This is a genomic window from Citrobacter sp. CFNIH10 (assembly GCF_002934585.1).
GTDB classification, from domain to species: domain Bacteria; phylum Pseudomonadota; class Gammaproteobacteria; order Enterobacterales; family Enterobacteriaceae; genus Citrobacter_A; species Citrobacter_A amalonaticus.
Genome location: NZ_CP026216.1, coordinates 5,194,578 through 5,210,268, shown reverse-complemented (window position 1 = coordinate 5,210,268; position 15,691 = coordinate 5,194,578). Strand labels below are relative to the sequence as shown.

Sequence of the window (15,691 nt, the reverse complement as noted above, 5' to 3'; positions counted from 1 at the left end):
AGCGGCTTTTTTATTGTCATCCCTAAACCACCTCCTAGGGAGGTGGTGATTGCTCCTGTAAGGCTATAGCCTGAAGAATGCCCATGTCGGAATATCTTTGCTTACTCACCACAAGTAAAAGGAAACAAACCGACATGGGACTTTACAGGAGTTCATCACATGTATATTGGCGTTGCAAATACCACATAGTCTGGACGCCCAAGTACCGATTCAGGATCCTGAAAGATAAGTTGGGTAAGGAGCTGTACAGGACGATCTATATCCTCTGTGGAATAAAGGATTGTGAGGTTCTGGAGCTAAATGTTCAGCCCGATCATGTGCATCTGGTCGTCATCATCCCACTGAAGATCTCGATATCAACTCTCATGGGCCATCTAAAAGGACGCAGTGCAATCAGGCTTTATAATCGTTTTCCACATATCAGGAAGAAGCTGTGGGGAAACCATTTTTGGTCCCGAGGCTACTTTGTCGATACGGTGGGAGTGAATGAAGAAATTATCAGACGATATGTGAGGCATCAGGAGAAAACGGAACAAACGCATGAACAGCAAATGGAATTGCTAGGGTAGTCATCGAAAGTTGACAGTAGCCCCCTTTACAGGGGGCATTCTCAAAAGCCACCTTCTCAGAAGGTGGTCTTTTACTCTTTAATGATCAGGGCGAAAGATTTATTCGCTGATTTTCTTCTCTACGCTGGCTGCGCCTTCTTTGGTTTTATTCCAGCCCTGCTCAGCACTTTCTTTCGTGGCGTTCCAGCCTTTTTCAGTACCTTCTTTGGTTTTATGCCAGGTTTCTTGCGAGCCTTCGCTAACTTTGCTGCTGATATTATCCTGTTTACCTTCGGCGCGGTGTTCTGCTTTCAGTTTTTGCTCTTCACCCTGATTCTGCGCCTGGTGTAATTTCTCTTTCGCTGTATTTGCGTTTTCATGTGCGGCAGCGACATCATTATCGGTTGCGTGTGTCGTAGCGGCAAAAACAGGAGAAGCCAGCAGAAGTGCAGATAATGCGATTAGAGTCTTTTTCATCATGTCCTCGCTTTACGTTATAAGTTATTAGCGTGATTAAGCATGGCATCTAAACGAAGCGCTGGCTTTAGGAAAAAACTGTAAGCGGGAAATATCGTTTTTTTTCTATGTGTTACGTCAGGAGCGCGTCATGCTGATTGGCGTTGACGGCGACAAATAAATATCGACATGACTATGGTTATTTATCGTTCTTTCTACCATGCTTTTTAGATTCGTGGCGTTAAGCGAGTCAACGACAAAATAATAACTTTTCTTTCGCCCGGGGCTGACAATGCGTAACACTCTTCTCCCTATTATTGTTTCTGTGTTGCTCTTTATTTTCGGTGTTTCTGTTTTAAATGTGCAGCTCTGGTATTCGGCGAGAGCAGGCAGTCTTTCGGGGGCCCGGTATGTTGCGAGTGATATTGATGTCATTCTTGATGAGGCTACTCACGCGACGTCAACGGCCAGTGATATCACGAGAAAGGGTTGCGATCAGGAAGGGCAGTATCGGTTAGGGACGGAAGCCGCGCTACAGCCTCATCTTCGGACCATTTTAATCTACCGCGAAGGCAAAATATGGTGCTCCTCGCTGCCGGGTAATCGCATGCTACTTTCTTATCTTTCTGAAATACCGGATACAACGCTGCAACTCGCGCCAGCAAATAATGCGGTTAACAGACGACCGGTTTTGTTATATCAGAATCAACTTGCCGGGAGCCGAATTGTCATCACCATCAGCGATCAGCATATTCGTGATTCACTGCGCACGCCGCTGAAAGAGGCGAATTATTCATTAATGGTAGGGAAGGCGATCCTGGGGCTGTCCGGTGATGTGGCGACCGTCAACGATACAGGCCAGGAGTTCGGACAGGTAGGATCCAAACGTTACCCCTTCACAATACGTTATAATTTACCGCCCGTGTTTAGCCTGCAAAGACTCATCAGTCAGGGGATGGGGATGCTGATCTTCATTTTTCTCATGTCTTGTTTTGCCGCGTATGCCCTGATTAAGTATTTAAATAAAAGCACCACACCGGAAGAAGCGCTGCGCAGAGCAATTCTCAAGGGAGAAATCGTGCCTTTTTATCAGCCCGTGGTGAATGGCCGGGAAGGGACGTTACGGGGCGTTGAAGTGCTGGCGAGGTGGAAACATCCGAAAGCCGGATATATTTCCCCGGCGTCATTTATTCCGCTAGCGGAAAAGTCAGGTTTGATTATTCCTCTGACGCAAAGTTTGATGGAACAAGTGGTTACCCATATGAATGCTATCGCCACGAAGTTGCCAGAAGGTTTTCATGTCGGTATTAACTTCAGCGCCTCTCATATTACCGCTCCGACCTTTGTCGACGAGTGTCTGAACTTTAAGGCGCGGTTCAGCCGAAAAGATTTGAATCTGGTGCTCGAAGTGACCGAGCGTGAACCTTTGCATGTCGATGAGCACCTGGTACAGACGCTCAACGTTCTGCACGAAAATGGTTTTGTCATCGCTCTGGATGATTTTGGCACCGGTTATTCCGGACTTTCTTATCTTCATGATCTACACATTGATTACATTAAGATCGATCAAAGCTTTGTGGCGCGAGTCAGCATGGAAGAAGATTCCACCCGGATTCTGGACTGTGTACTGGATCTTGCTCGAAAACTGTCGCTAAGCATTGTGGCGGAGGGCGTGGAAACAAAGGCGCAGGTTGACTATCTGAACCGTAACGATATTACCTTCCAGCAGGGGTACTATTTCTTTAAACCGGTTAACTTCACCGAACTGATAAAAATTATTTTGTCGAAGCCGAAAGTCAAAGTGGTTGTTGAATAAGTGGATTATTTTTTGTGTAAACGTTGCGTGTTTATATTATCCACTTCCAGCATGCCTTTTTGCGGGTCAATAAAATAGCATTTTGTCTTTGACGAATAGGCCAGTGATGCCGTCTCGCATTGCGCCAGATCGCTAAACGCGCCAATCACTTCACTTTTCGTTGTGTTATTGGAAAGGGCGAAAATCAGTGCCAGAACGTACATATTCATTCCTTGAATAAATGGCTCGCGTAGAGCCAATGTTTTATTGACAGGAAGATACTACGTAGGACATGGCGCAAAACAAGTTGAACATGCCTGCAAGTCTGAATCTGGACCAGATCTCGTTTTTTATAAACCAAAGAATTGGCGTGGCTTGTCTGGTGTTCAGGAGGACTCCAGCATATCTCAATGGTGTTAAAGAAAGGCTAAACGCCAGACTATGAAGCCGCCGTAGAACGGTTCAATAAGTGTGTTGCGTCTATCAGTTGAACTCACAGCTCACAGCAGACGCTCACATCAGCTATGGCTAAAAAGACGTATGAGGGGAAGGTGACAGGCTGCGATGAAAGAAAAGCGGGCTGTTGTTTGCGGCCGCATTGAGAGTGGCGAATGAGGCCAGAGAGCAGCAATAAAAAAGCCCGCATCAACGGGCTTTCATGTCACTCTGGAGCCGCGGCTCCTTTGCGTATCCTTTTTTGTCCCCTCACCGTCAGTTACACCCTCAACTGTTCACCCTTTATCTTACTGTATTACTAATCTTTTTCTTTTCAGTGAACAGTAGTGAATAGTTATAAGTAAAAAAACAAACAGTGAGTAAGGTTTTCCTGAGACTTTTCTCTGGCCAGCCGGGTTTTAAGGTCTGTTTATGTCATTTTTGCCACAACGGCAATGAATCGTGTTGTTGTGTCTGGCGCGGCAGAATCTCATCAGATTGAAACGAAGAGGAGACCCGACATGACTCAGACTGCTGTTATTCCCGACTACCTTAAACCCGCAATGGAGTGTCTTGAGACGGCCAGAGAAGCGCATCTCGCCAGTGCCCGATGCATGGATGAAACCACGACGGCCATCAGCCAAGTGAAAGTACAAAAAAAGGAACTGGAGCAGGAAAACGGCAATGATTCCGGCGCATGGCGTAGCGCCTTTCGTGCCGGTGGCGCTGTCATTACCGACGACCTGAAACAGCGCCATATTGCGCGAGTGGCACGGCGGGAACTGGCGCAGGAATGTGACAATATGGCTGAGGTGCTGTCTTTCGAGCTGGACAGCCTTAAAGGCGCGTGTGACCGGACGGCCAGAGCGTATCGTCAGGCACATCACAGCGTCCTCAGCCAGTATGCAGAGCATGAACTTGATGCTGCCCTGCGTGACACCTGTAGCGCGCTGGTCAGGGCAATGAAACTCAACATACTGGTTCTGAATAACCCGCTTGCCAATACCACCGGGCATCAGGGCTATATCAAGCCAGAACAGGCCGTTATGCAGCAGGTGAAAGCGTGGCTTGAACAAGCCGTGAAAGGCTGCAATATCCGTCTGACCGATGAACCGGTGCTGTTTAAAACAGGGCTGTCGGCCTCCACGCTGCAGCATATGGAGCATGACGTTGCGGCCACTCCTGTTCAGCGGAAAGTCTGGCAGGAAAAAATGCGGGAACGTGAAGCCGACCTGAAAGCACGGAGGCTACTGTCATGATGCGCTGCCCTTTCTGCCGCACGGCGGCTCACGTTCGCACCAGCCGCTATATGTCTGAGAGTGTCAAAGAGAGTTACCTGCAGTGCCAGAATGTGCACTGCTCGGCGACATTCAAAACGCATGAGTCCATATTTGAAGTGATACGTTTGCCGGTCGTCGATGAGAAACCCGCGCCGGTGCCGACAGCCCCCGTGGCACCCCGTCGGGTAAAAGGCTGCTACAGCTCGCCGTTCCGCCATTAATCAGGAGAGACAATCCGTGACCACCCTGACCTTACAGCAGGCCTATGACGCCTGCCAGACGAACAAACCGCGTGGCTGAACCGTAAAGCCGAACTGACCGCCGCAGAGCAGGAATATCAGGAATTATTGCTGGATGACAATGCATCAGGCTCCCGCAGACTACAGACGCTGCGTGACCTGATTGACGTAAAAAAATGGGAAGTTAATCAGGCCGCCGGTCGCTACATCTTCTCGCATGAGGAGGTGCAGCGTATCAGCATCCGTAACCGGCTGCATGATTTTATGCAGCAGAACGGCGCAGAGCTGACCGCCGTTCTGGCACCGGAGCTGATGGGGATTAAAAACCAGCCCGCGATGATAAAAAATCGCGCGCTTGACCGTTCAGTCTCTTTCCTGAGAGAAGCTCTTTCCGTCTGGCTGACCGCTGGAAATGACATTAATTATTCTGCACAGGATAAAGATATTTTAACGGCCATCGGATACAGGCCTGACGCGCCTTCGCGGGATGATAATCGTGAAAAATTCACCCCTGTACAGAACATGATTTATACCCGCCGGCGTGCAGAACTGGCCGCACGGTAGCACGCAAAAAAATCCCCGGAAATTCCGCTATTTTTCCCGAAAAAAGCCATGCATCCATAAGGTGCATGGTTTTGCATGCGTTTTCCCACCCCTGTACTCCCTGCCAGCGCCAGTCGCGGCGCGGCCTGAATCTACCTTTGCACCTGCATTAAAAGCGGCCCCTTAAGCAGGCAGGCGTGGCGGGGAGAGCATTGCGCGCCGTGAACAAAACAATAATTATTATCTAGGCATTCAAGTAACAAGTGAAAATCACAAATATCTCTCTCGCTGAGTGTTAAAATCGAAGCAGGGTGTTAAAATTCTTTTGAAGGAATTGGTAAGAATCTAGCCGATACTCTGGGGATAGGGATTTATGCTTGCATCAAAAATTGCACTTTATTTCATGAGAAAAAAGAAAACGTGGCAATATTATTATACTATTAAAAGTTTAGTGTTTGAGGTTTATAAATATCTATATAAACTCAAAAACACAATAACCGAAAAGAGAGAAAATGCGGGCGCAGGGTTTGCATTGCTCAAGTTATCTTTTTTTTCATTGGTAATGCCTATCTTAATTAGCCTGTTTCTCTATTTCTCTCAATCGTTTTTCTCTAATTTCTTTAAGGGGTTATCCTTTAAGGTTGACGGAGGTGGGAACTATGGGACTCTACTTGGAGTTGTAACAAGTATAAGTGGTGTTTTTATTGGTTTGTATTTCTCTGCTATGGTTGCAATAGCTGGTGTAATTTACGCAAACACGGATGATAAGATAAGACGAGTTCTGATAAATGATAGGCTTAGTAATTTCTATTTAAGGTTTTTATCATTATTTACTGTGTTCGGTGTTATACAGCTCTGTCTAAATTGTTTAGGGGTGGCGACTAATCCGTTATCAATAGTATTGATTTTTATAGGTTCGGCAGTAGCTGCTATGTCTTTTATCCCTCTAGGTAAAAGGATGTTTGAATTATTTGATCCGTCAAGGTTGAGTTTATTGGTGATGGAAAAAGTCAATAAATCAATAAATAACGTTGTAGCTGGGAATTCTCTTTGGTATGAGAAAAGTTTTCAAGCGCACGAATATAAACTTGCAAAAGCAAATTTATTAACATTAGTACGCTTAACCGAACTAATAGGGCGTAATCAAATAACTAATGGACATAGGTTTGTTGGTGTGGCTACAGAGTTAGTGGTTTTTTTATATAATTACCGTAAATTGAAAAATAAGATACCTACAAATAGTATTTGGTTTGAGGATATATATGAGTATGAAAAGTTGTACTTTACGCCTGGATTTAAACTTGACGTGAATTTTGCGACGGCGACTCTTGCATCACCTCAAAGTATAAAAAATCATAACTGGTTAGAAAAAACTTGTTTTTCAATTATTGTTGAATGCCTTAATACGAATGTTAAAAATAAGAGGTATGATGAGATCAATGGTACGATGATTGCGATTCAGAATTATTTTGAACAATCATCACTTGATGGAGATATAGAGCTATCGATTGAATTACTGAATGATGTCTATAGGGTTTTCAACGACGCGGAAAATATTAAGCTATTGACCTTAGGTGATGGCGGCTTATCCAAAACGATTGGAGTGTGGGAGTATTTATCTTTATTGCCCATAATGCTATTCTTATCTTATGTTAGATTCGTTGAAAAAATAGACTTGTCCGCGATGAATGATTTAGTGGAGTCAATAAATTGGTTTGATAAAAGAAACATCTACCTACATAAATTCTCGCGTGAATCATTAAAATATTTGGAAGTGGTTAAAGATAAGATAATATTAGAAAAGAAAATAGAAGGTAAGGTAGTAACTTCGTCTCGTCAAATAGCAGAGGATATAATTAATATCGAGTCCTTAAGAGTTCAGGGGGGAATTGAACGGATAATTAACACTCTTACAGGTTTTTATGATGAATCGTTTTGGTTTGTGAATGAAATTAATTTGAATGAAGTAGGGCACGTTGTTTTTTCTAAGAGAGATGAGTTTGTATCAAAAGTTATAAGTAATACTCATGATATTAGCTTGATCAGCAAAAATAATGAAGGTTATTTGGATGGTTGGTTTAATAAGCAGTTAGTTAGTAAAGTTAAAATGTTATCAGTAATGCACGGTAGAGGTAATTTAAAAATAAATAGCAGCATGCCAGACTATAATGGATACAGGTGCTATTGGATAACAAATGAATTAGTCAATGGATTCATCAAAAATGACAATGAGATTGTGAAGTTATTATACCCTTGTGCATTAAAAGAGAGCCTGTCTCAATTTTTATTATTATATGGCTCTGAAGATATTGTAGATCTTGCAGAAACACAAAAGATTATTTTTTCAATTCCTCCCTTCGCAAATTTTATGTTTGTAACAGGAATGGGTATTGTTTTAGCAGAGTTTTTTGAGAACAATGAAATTCTAGAGATAATTAAAAATGAATGGACTTACTACCTTGGTGACGACTCCAAAAAAATCGAGTTTATATATGGGTTAGGGCTAACTCTTGATGATGACACTAACATTAATATGTATGGTTTGAGATTCAACTGGGGAAGGAAATTATATGATTTGTTAGCCAGCATTCCATTGGAATACTCCAGTTCTGGATGTAGTCACTACGCAATACCAGAAGAAATATATATGCATCCTAGTGCATTGGTCAGATTGTATGCAGAGAAAAATAACATGCCATCTTACAATTTATGGGATGTATTCTTCGCAACATTCATGATGACTTCTGCGTATTCTGATAAAACAAAGTTTTCTAGAAATGTTAACACTCTGCTCTCTGACATAGAGGAGCAAGAGAAAAAATACATAGAATATTTTAAAAGTAAGGAGATGTCATGATTTATAATAAAAAGAGATTTATATATGTGAGGAAATTACTATCGGCCATATATAAAAAACATTCAGTGAATGTGAATGAAAATCATTGCCATATGTTTATAAGTGATCTTAAAAGTTTTGTTGCGCCTTACTCTAACTATACTAACTATGGATATTTAGCTATAGAGTTTGTAGGGAGTGAGGAAGATATAACAAAGACAGTAAAACTCTTAGAGGTAATAACCGGCAAAAAATATCGTGAAAGTGCTGGTTTAGTTGGTGATGTAATGCGGAAATTCACATCTGACCTGCTTTATAATAATGGGGTGAAATATTATAAATATTCATTTGATGATGAGTTTTTTTTTCAGAGTATCGATGGGATTAATATTTTTGAGTTTCTGAATGTAGCCGTGATGATTGTTCCTGTTTATAGTAATTTAATTAAAAGGAAGCATGGAAAACACAAGGCTTATGAAAGCATTGAACATGTTCTCAAGTTATCAATACCAAAAGAGTGTGGTGGTGGGATGTCGGTCAGGGACTTTATTGTTAATTTAAGTGCGTGTAAGGATATGCCTCATCATGTAATGGATTTATTTGGTGGGAACTATATACAATATTCAAATGTAAAGAATTTAGAAATATTGAAAATTACTAAGGGTTGGGGGTGGAATATGCGAGGGTTAGGGAGTGATAATTTAAGTGATACATATAAATACTATAGAAAAATAAATTTCATATTGAGTCTTATAAAGCTGAGGGCGTATTTATTGCAGGAGTTGAATTTATTTATTGCATCAATGAATTTAGATGCTGAAATAAAATTAAAGGAACGGTATGAAAGTTCCTTTCTCCAAGATTTAAAACATAAAATTGATAAAGGAACTATATTGAATAGTGAACTTAAAACAATTTTAGGCCCTAATTAGGGCTATTGTTCAGTGATGGGCTATTATATTACCCCACCATTCCATTAGCTCAACGCGTTGCTGAATGTATGTGCTTCGGTTATATGCTCTTCTTATTTCATTTTTATCTATATGTGCAAGAGCAGCTTCTATGACATCTGGATTCATCCCTGCTTCGTTCATTGCAGTACTTGCTATAGAGCGTAGGCCATGTGCAACCAATTTCCCACCATAACCTATTCGCTTAAGTGCAGCATTGGCAGTTTGACTATTCATAGGCTGTTTTGGATTATTTCTGCTGGGAAAAACATGTTCTCGATGTGCACTAATAGGTTTCATCACATTCAGAATTTCTATTGCTTGTGGTGATAAAGGAACAATGTGCTCACGCTTAGCCTTCATCCGCTCTGCAGGAATTGTCCAGAGCTTTGTATCGAGATCGATCTCTGTCCATCGAGCGCCAGATGCCTCCGATGGACGAACTAGGGTCAGGAGCTGCCATTCAATAAGACAACGAGTCGAAACAGAGAGATTCGACATCACTAAAGAGCGCATAAGCATCGGCAATTCTTCTGGCCGTAGCGTGGGCATGTTCTGCTTTTTGGGTTTCTCAAATGCCATTCCAACACCTGATGCCGGATTCGCATCAATCAGTCCTGTATTGACTGCGTAAATCATGATCTCGTTAATGCGCTGGACTAAGCGACGAACCGTCTCTAATGCGCCACGTGCTTTGATTGGCTCCAATGCTTCAACTATCGTTCTGGCCTTAATCTCCTGAACAGGTATTGCACCTATTGCTGGGAATACGTCTTTATCTAGAGAACGCCAAATATCTTTCGCGTAGTTCTCAGTGACGCTTTTGCTCTTAATTTTGAACCAGTTGGCGGCCACAGTTGAGAAAATGCTATCCAGCTCAATCTGACGTTGCTCTGATGCTTGCTCTTGCTGCTGTTGTGGATCCATCCCCTGCGCGAGTGTAGCCAAATGTTGGTCGCGTATCTGGCGAGCTGCTGCAAGTGTAAGGGCAGGGTATGATCCGAGACTCAGATTCGTTCGGATATTACTTACCGGGCGTTGGTATCGGAAGCGCCAGAGCTTTTTACCAGATGTTTTCACGAGTAAGAACAGGCCGTCCCCATCATGCAGGGTGTAGTCTTTTTCGCGGGGTTTCGCTTTGAGAATTTCATTGTTAGTGAGGGGGCGTGTGATGCGCGCCATGTCTGGATCCCTTCCATAATTGGTACACGTTTAATGGGCCATAGTATAGCGTGTACCTAAACGTGTACCAATTTTCTCTGGATTTAGCCGGATGCCCTCGGACAACAACAGACACAAAAAAGCCCGCAGGGCTTGCGCCGTGCGGGCTCTTAGGACTTCATCGGATGACTCTGGTAATCACCGATGGAGAATTTTGGTGGAGCTGGCGGGAGTTGAACCCGCGTCCGAAATTCCTACATCCTCGGTACTACATGCTTAGTCAGTCTTTACATTCGCCTGGCACCTGCGGATTGACACGCCACTACCAGACTAGCCTGATTAGTTTTAACGCTTCAACCCCAGGCAGGGCATCCACGCGATCTCTTTTGGGTTTGACCTCTCTTTGATCCCCGTCTTAAGAGCGGAAGCTAGGGAGAGAGGGCTCAGAGCAGGTTATTAAGCTGCTAAAGCGTAGTTTTCGTCGTTTGCGACTATTTTTTGCGGCTTTTTACGAGGCCAACCGCCCCTCGGCATGCACCTTGGGTTTCGCAAATCCCGTCGAATCCAGAATCAGCCCCAATGTGTTAAGACAAGTATAACAGACTTGTGACAGCCCTTGCCACCCCCAATCATCAGGCATTTACCGCTCGCGCAGCGCTTCTTTGGCTCGGTTGAACGGTTTGATTAAATAGTCGACGATGCTTTTTTCACCTGTTTTTATATCCACTGTCGCGATCATGCCCGGTACGATGGAAAAACGGCGTCCCAGCTTGTTTTGCAGATAGTCCTGATGGGTACGAATGAAAACGCGGTAGTAGAAGATTTCCGGCTTCACTTTGTCCTGAATGGTATCCGGCGAAATGGTTTCGACAACACCTTCCAGTCCGCCGTAAATGGCGTAATCGTAGGCGGTGATTTTCACCAGCGCGCGCTGGCCGGGGTGGACAAAAGCGATGTCGCGCGGCGACAGACGCGTTTCAATCAGCAGATGATCGTCAACCGGTACGATCTCCATCATCTCGCCGTTTGGCGGGATCACGCCGCCGATGGTCGTGACCTGAATGTTCTTCACAATGCCGCGAACCGGTGAGCGAACGGTCAGGCGGGTCACCGAATCTTCGCGTCCCTTAATGATGGCGGAGAGCATTGCCACTTCGGCGTTGGCTTTAGACAGCGCCTCGCGCGCCTGGACGTAATATTGCGAGCGCAAATCCGTGAGCTTCAGACCAATATCGCTTTTTTGCCGTTGCAAACGTAGCACCTCGACGTGGCTGGCGGCGCCGCTTTTTGCCAGCCGCTCGGTGATCGCCAGCTCTTTATTCACCAGCGTCAGCGCCTCTTTGAGCTCAGACTGCGCGTCGGCGAGTTGTGCGCGGCGACTGGTGTAAAGTCGCGTTTCCGAGGCGAGCAGATCCGGCCAGGCGTTCAGTTCGTCAGAGAAAACCAGCGGCTTGTCGCTAACCTCAGCCGTCAGGCGCTGACTGGATGCCAGCGAGGCACGATAGCGGGCGGCGCTTTCGCCGACGTTAGACTCCGAGCGCGTCGGGTCCATTCGCGCCAGTACCTGTCCCGCCTGGACCTGATCGCCTTCATGCACCATCAGTTCGGCGAGGATCCCCCCGTCGAGCGACTGCAATACCTGCTCGCGCGAACTGGGGATTACCTTGCCGGTGCCCGTCGAGACCTCATCAAGAATGCCGAACCACGCCCACACCGCGAGAAGCAGACACAAGATCGCGGTGAGCCAGATGATGCGGCTGGCACCTGAGAATTCTCGCTCGCGGCTGTCGTCGAGCGCGTCGTGGGTCGCGTCAGGCTGACTGGTTTTCATTTTTCCACTCCCGCGTGTTGACCTGCGCGGCCATTCGACTTTGCCCCAGCGCCTGTGCTTTCGGCGCGTCCATCACCAGTTGCCCCTCTTTAAGCACCACCACCCGTTCGACCAGCTCCAGTACCGGTACGCGATGGGTGGCGACGATCAGAGTGCGGTTGCCGAGCCATTGTCCCAGTCGTTGAATAAACTCGCGTTCGGAATGCTCATCCAGCGAGGCGGTGGGCTCATCGAGCAGGACGATATTGGGGGCGCGCAGCAGCATGCGGGCGAGCATGATGGACTGTCGCTGACCGCCGGATAACCCGCTGCCGCCTTCCATAATCGGATGATCGAGCCCTTTCGGCAGCCGTTTCACGAAGTTGGCTGCACCGCAAATCTCCAGCACGGTAAATATCTCGTCGTCGCTGGCGTGCGGGGCGCCGAGCGTCAGGTTCTCGCGCAGGGTGCCAAAAAACAGGCGCGCGTTCTGGCTCAGTAGCCCGACGTTGCGGCGCAAATCGGCCATATCGATGTGCGGCAGGCTGAGGTTATCGAGACGGGCGTCGCCCTCGACCAGATCCACGCCGCCTGCCAGCGCCTGCAAAAGCGTGGATTTGCCCGCGCCGTTGCGCCCGAGCACCGCGATGCGCTCGCCGGCGGCGATCTCCAGTCGGTTAATGCGCAGTGGCACTCGCTGGTCTTCACTGTGATAGCGAAACTGTGCGTTCTCGAACAGATAATGACCGCGAAAGATCTCCTGATGCACCCGCGTTTCGTCACGCTGGGTCTCAGTGGGAAATTCCATAATGCTGTCCAGCCCCTTTTTAGCGGCTTTCACCTGCTGCCAGCGTGCCAGCACGCCGCACAGATTACCCATCGGGGCGATCATTCTTGAGCCAAGCATGGAGGCAGCAACCACCGAGCCGGTCGTCAGCGTGCCTTCAATCACCAGCGGAGCGCCAAACATCACCATTGCCGCATAAACCAGCCCCTGGATGGTCACCCCCCAGTTGATTAGCCCTTGCGACAGTTCGCGGGTGCGCAGTCCGGACTCGGCGGTGATGCGGATATAGCTGTTCCACTGTTGCAGAAACCGGTTCTCCGCCTGCATCAGCTTGATGTCCTCCAGCCCCTGAACGCTTTCGACCAGCACGGCGTTACGCAGCGTGGCCTCGTGCGCTGACTGATTCGCCAGCTCCGCGAGCTTTTTTTGCAACAGTAGACCGGGAAGGATCATCAGCAGCGCGGCGACCGGGGCGATCCAGGCGAGCGGCGGGGCGATGATCGCCAGCACCACGATGAACAGGAAAAAGAAGGGCAGATCCACAATGGTGGAGATCGTGGAAGATGTCACCATCTCGCGGATCTGTTCCAGCTCGCGTAGCTGCGAAATAAAGCTGCCGGTGGAGCGCGGGATCGCGCTATTACGCAGGCGTAGAGCGTGGCTGAACACGCGATCCGACACCCGCATATCGGCGCGCTTACCCAACAGATCCATCACATGACCACGGGCGAGTCGCAGCAGAAAACCAAACAACATGGCGATCAAAACGCCGACGGCAAGGACATACAACGACGGCCACGATTGCGCGGGGATCACCCGGTCATACACCTGCATCGAGAAGACGATCCCGGAAAGCGACAGGATGTTGATCAGCAATGCTGCCAGCATCACCGGGCCGTAAGGACGTAGATCTTTCAGCACCAGGCTTTTCAGCCAGTCGGGTTTGAAACGCGAGATATAGGTATCCACCCGGCGGTCTTTCACGGCGGAAAGCGGACGTAACGCGATAATGAAACGGACCGTCGGCAGCAGGTCGCGCAGGGCGATCCGGTTGCGCTGGAGTTCGCCGTTGATAAAACAGACGTCAAGCTGGTCTTCGCCGTCGAACTGTTCAACCAGTACCAGTTCACCCTCCTGGAGCTGGATCACCACCGGCAGACGCCAGCGGGTGAGCGACTGTTCGCTGGGAGCCAGCGGCTGAAAAGAGAGTCCGGCCTGGCGGGCCAGTTGGCTGAGCGCCTGCGGCATCGGTTTATCCTGGAACCACGGGGCGCTGGCCTGCAACGCGCCGGGAGAACAGGCAATACGATAATGGGTGGCGATATGGCTCATTGCCCGCGCCCAGTTGGCCAGCGCCGGTGCGGTGATGCGCTCGTCGCCAGGAATGTCGGCGTGAGTCATGGCTGAATCTCCACTGACTGAATGGTGCGGTTTTCCAGACCAAAGGCCTGGCGCATCTGACCGGTGTTGTACAGGCAGTTAAGCTGCAGTTGATGCAACTGACTCTCTGTCTGTAACTGTGCGAAGCGCGCCTGATAGACCTCCTGTTCAGCGTTAAGCACATCGAGAAGCGGTCGGGAACCAAGGTCGAGATACTGTTGCTGGTACAGCTCGCGCGTCCGTTCACTCAACGTCTCCTGACGCTTCTGGATCTGCAAGGAGGTCACCAGGTTCATCGCTTCACTGCGATCCGCAAGCAGCTTCTTGCGAACGTCCAGCCGGGTGCGCTGGATGGCTGACTGGGCGGATTCCACCGCGTGGCTGGCGGCGTTGCGCCGGGCGGTTAAGCCGCCGCCCTGATAAATGGGCATCTCCACTTTGACCCACGCCGAATACTGAGTGCGGTCAACGGACTCATGCCCGGCATAATTATCATTGAGATAGTGGCGAACCTCCGGCTCCAGCGAAACCGTCGGCGTCATCTGCGCGTTGGCGTAGTCGAGATTAGCCTGGGCGACGTTGGCCTGCGCCCAGGCGGCAAGAACGGCGGGTACCAGCTTGTCATCCGGCTTTGCCCGTTCGCAACTGCGGCCCAGCTTTTGCGGGAAGTCGTTGCTGATGGTGTTAAGGTTTTTCCAGCCCAGCCAGGTCATGAGCGTCGCCTGCGAGCTCTCAAGATTGGCCTGATACTGTACGAGTTGGGAGCGGGCGCCCTCAATGCGCGCATCGGTCTGCACCACGTCCGACAGCGAGCTGGCGCCTTCATCGTTGCGCTGATTCGCCAGCCTGCCAATGGCGCTCAGGGCATCCAGTTGCTCCTTTGCCACCGCCACCATCTGCTGCCAGGTCTGCACCTGTACAATAGCGGTTGCCGTTTCATGGCTGACGGTATCAATGCTGAGCAGCACGTTGGCCTGCTCCTGCGCCACGCCGGCGTTTTCTGCCCGCACCTGGCTTGCGACTTTTCCAAAGTCATAGAGCATTTGCGACAGTGACAGTACCAGCGACGGGCTGAATCCGCTGTCGGAATAGCTGTTGGTATAGCCGTTATTCATCCCGGCGTTAACCTGCGGATAGTATTTGGCTTTTGCAACATCGACCTGCTGAATTTGGGCATACAGTTTACCGACCACTTCCGCGATCGATGGATGCCAGGTGACGGCGCGATTGACCGCCTGAGAGAGGGTCAGTTCGCCGGGCGCGGCGCTGTCGCCGCTTTGCGGCATCGGGCCATCAAGCGCGGGCAGTTCCTGCCGTTCAACCCACTGCTGCGGGGCGATGCGGGGCATTTCCACGGCAGCGATAGCGGGCGCAGCGCACAGATTGCCCGCCAGCCACCAGAAAGTAAGCTGTCGTTTTCCCATTTTCTTCCCTAATTGAGCGTTGTTTTTTGCCCCGGGCGAGCGTGCGC

The 15,691-nt window shown here is 48.4% G+C and carries 12 protein-coding genes, 1 other RNA gene and 1 pseudogene; 7 read left to right on the top strand and 7 right to left on the bottom strand.

The window, feature by feature from the left end:
• Positions 1–134: 134 nt before the first annotated feature.
• The gene (gene tnpA / locus C2U53_RS29540; RefSeq protein ID WP_043000127.1) at positions 135–569 is read left to right on the top strand and encodes an IS200/IS605 family transposase; all 435 of its coding nucleotides are present in this window, start codon (positions 135–137) and stop codon (positions 567–569) included.
• Between the two features lie 99 nt (positions 570–668).
• Here the strand turns inward: tnpA and C2U53_RS29535 are convergent, their stop codons facing one another.
• A complete protein-coding gene (locus C2U53_RS29535; RefSeq protein ID WP_042999656.1) occupies positions 669–1,025 on the bottom strand; it encodes a hypothetical protein in 357 nt (118 codons plus the stop codon).
• Between the two features lie 271 nt (positions 1,026–1,296).
• Here C2U53_RS29535 and C2U53_RS29530 point away from each other — a divergent pair, with 271 nt between their 5' ends.
• Positions 1,297–2,820, top strand: coding sequence for a cyclic diguanylate phosphodiesterase (locus tag C2U53_RS29530; protein WP_104446859.1), 1,524 nt, complete (start codon positions 1,297–1,299; stop codon positions 2,818–2,820).
• Between the two features lie 5 nt (positions 2,821–2,825).
• Here C2U53_RS29530 and C2U53_RS29525 read toward each other — a convergent pair whose 3' ends face one another.
• Positions 2,826–3,023: a hypothetical protein gene (locus tag C2U53_RS29525; protein ID WP_044329145.1), complete on the bottom strand. Its 198-nt coding sequence runs from the start codon at positions 3,021–3,023 to the stop codon at positions 2,826–2,828.
• Between the two features lie 732 nt (positions 3,024–3,755).
• On the opposite strand from C2U53_RS29525, the gene C2U53_RS29520 reads away from it, so the two are divergent.
• The 5 genes and pseudogenes from C2U53_RS29520 to C2U53_RS29500 all read left to right on the top strand — a co-directional run bounded on the left by C2U53_RS29520 (position 3,756) and on the right by C2U53_RS29500 (position 9,064).
• On the top strand, positions 3,756–4,493 hold the full coding sequence (locus tag C2U53_RS29520) for a glycoprotein 3 (protein WP_104446858.1): 738 nt from the start codon (positions 3,756–3,758) through the stop codon (positions 4,491–4,493).
• The gene (locus tag C2U53_RS29515) at positions 4,490–4,735 is read left to right on the top strand and encodes an ogr/Delta-like zinc finger family protein (protein ID WP_104446857.1); all 246 of its coding nucleotides are present in this window, start codon (positions 4,490–4,492) and stop codon (positions 4,733–4,735) included. The genes C2U53_RS29520 and C2U53_RS29515 overlap by 4 nt, the downstream gene beginning before the upstream one ends.
• A 16-nt stretch (positions 4,736–4,751) precedes the next feature.
• A pseudogene (locus C2U53_RS29510) lies at positions 4,752–5,317 on the top strand (phage polarity suppression protein).
• Positions 5,318–5,669: 352 nt separating this feature from the next.
• Complete coding sequence (locus C2U53_RS29505) at positions 5,670–8,153, top strand: hypothetical protein (protein ID WP_104446855.1); 2,484 nt, start codon at positions 5,670–5,672, stop codon at positions 8,151–8,153.
• Positions 8,150–9,064 carry a hypothetical protein gene (locus C2U53_RS29500; protein WP_104446854.1) on the top strand — a complete coding sequence of 305 codons (915 nt, stop codon included), beginning with the start codon at positions 8,150–8,152 and terminating at the stop codon, positions 9,062–9,064. Before C2U53_RS29505 ends, C2U53_RS29500 begins: the two co-directional genes overlap by 4 nt.
• Before the next feature lie 9 nt (positions 9,065–9,073).
• Here C2U53_RS29500 and C2U53_RS29495 read toward each other — a convergent pair whose 3' ends face one another.
• The 5 genes from C2U53_RS29495 to C2U53_RS29475 form a co-directional block, all read right to left on the bottom strand.
• A complete protein-coding gene (locus C2U53_RS29495) occupies positions 9,074–10,264 on the bottom strand; it encodes an integrase domain-containing protein (RefSeq protein WP_104446853.1) in 1,191 nt (396 codons plus the stop codon).
• A 194-nt stretch (positions 10,265–10,458) separates the two neighbouring features.
• Positions 10,459–10,821, bottom strand: a transfer-messenger RNA (tmRNA) gene (gene ssrA / locus C2U53_RS29490).
• Positions 10,822–10,883: 62 nt separating this feature from the next.
• Positions 10,884–12,074 carry an HlyD family efflux transporter periplasmic adaptor subunit gene (locus tag C2U53_RS29485; protein ID WP_104446852.1) on the bottom strand — a complete coding sequence of 397 codons (1,191 nt, stop codon included), beginning with the start codon at positions 12,072–12,074 and terminating at the stop codon, positions 10,884–10,886.
• Positions 12,055–14,241, bottom strand: a complete 2,187-nt coding sequence (locus C2U53_RS29480; protein ID WP_104446851.1) for a type I secretion system permease/ATPase — start codon at positions 14,239–14,241, stop codon at positions 12,055–12,057. The genes C2U53_RS29485 and C2U53_RS29480 overlap by 20 nt, the downstream gene beginning before the upstream one ends.
• Positions 14,238–15,644 (bottom strand): TolC family outer membrane protein, encoded by a 1,407-nt coding sequence (locus tag C2U53_RS29475; RefSeq protein ID WP_104446850.1) that lies wholly within the window; start codon positions 15,642–15,644, stop codon positions 14,238–14,240. Before C2U53_RS29475 ends, C2U53_RS29480 begins: the two co-directional genes overlap by 4 nt.
• Positions 15,645–15,691: the final 47 nt, after the last annotated feature.

What these genes read in the sequence shown, in the direction of transcription:
- C2U53_RS29495 (WP_104446853.1), bottom strand. Translation starts at nt 10,264, where the DNA reads ATGGCGCGCATCACACGCCCCCTCACTAACAATGAAATTCTCAAAGCG.
- C2U53_RS29520 (WP_104446858.1), top strand. Translation starts at nt 3,756, where the DNA reads ATGACTCAGACTGCTGTTATTCCCGACTACCTTAAACCCGCAATGGAG.
- C2U53_RS29530 (WP_104446859.1), top strand. Translation starts at nt 1,297, where the DNA reads ATGCGTAACACTCTTCTCCCTATTATTGTTTCTGTGTTGCTCTTTATT.
- C2U53_RS29535 (WP_042999656.1), bottom strand. Translation starts at nt 1,025, where the DNA reads ATGAAAAAGACTCTAATCGCATTATCTGCACTTCTGCTGGCTTCTCCT.
- C2U53_RS29480 (WP_104446851.1), bottom strand. Translation starts at nt 14,241, where the DNA reads ATGACTCACGCCGACATTCCTGGCGACGAGCGCATCACCGCACCGGCG.
- C2U53_RS29525 (WP_044329145.1), bottom strand. Translation starts at nt 3,023, where the DNA reads ATGTACGTTCTGGCACTGATTTTCGCCCTTTCCAATAACACAACGAAA.
- C2U53_RS29500 (WP_104446854.1), top strand. Translation starts at nt 8,150, where the DNA reads ATGATTTATAATAAAAAGAGATTTATATATGTGAGGAAATTACTATCG.
- C2U53_RS29505 (WP_104446855.1), top strand. Translation starts at nt 5,670, where the DNA reads ATGCTTGCATCAAAAATTGCACTTTATTTCATGAGAAAAAAGAAAACG.
- C2U53_RS29515 (WP_104446857.1), top strand. Translation starts at nt 4,490, where the DNA reads ATGATGCGCTGCCCTTTCTGCCGCACGGCGGCTCACGTTCGCACCAGC.
- C2U53_RS29485 (WP_104446852.1), bottom strand. Translation starts at nt 12,074, where the DNA reads ATGAAAACCAGTCAGCCTGACGCGACCCACGACGCGCTCGACGACAGC.
- C2U53_RS29475 (WP_104446850.1), bottom strand. Translation starts at nt 15,644, where the DNA reads ATGGGAAAACGACAGCTTACTTTCTGGTGGCTGGCGGGCAATCTGTGC.
- tnpA (WP_043000127.1), top strand. Translation starts at nt 135, where the DNA reads ATGGGACTTTACAGGAGTTCATCACATGTATATTGGCGTTGCAAATAC.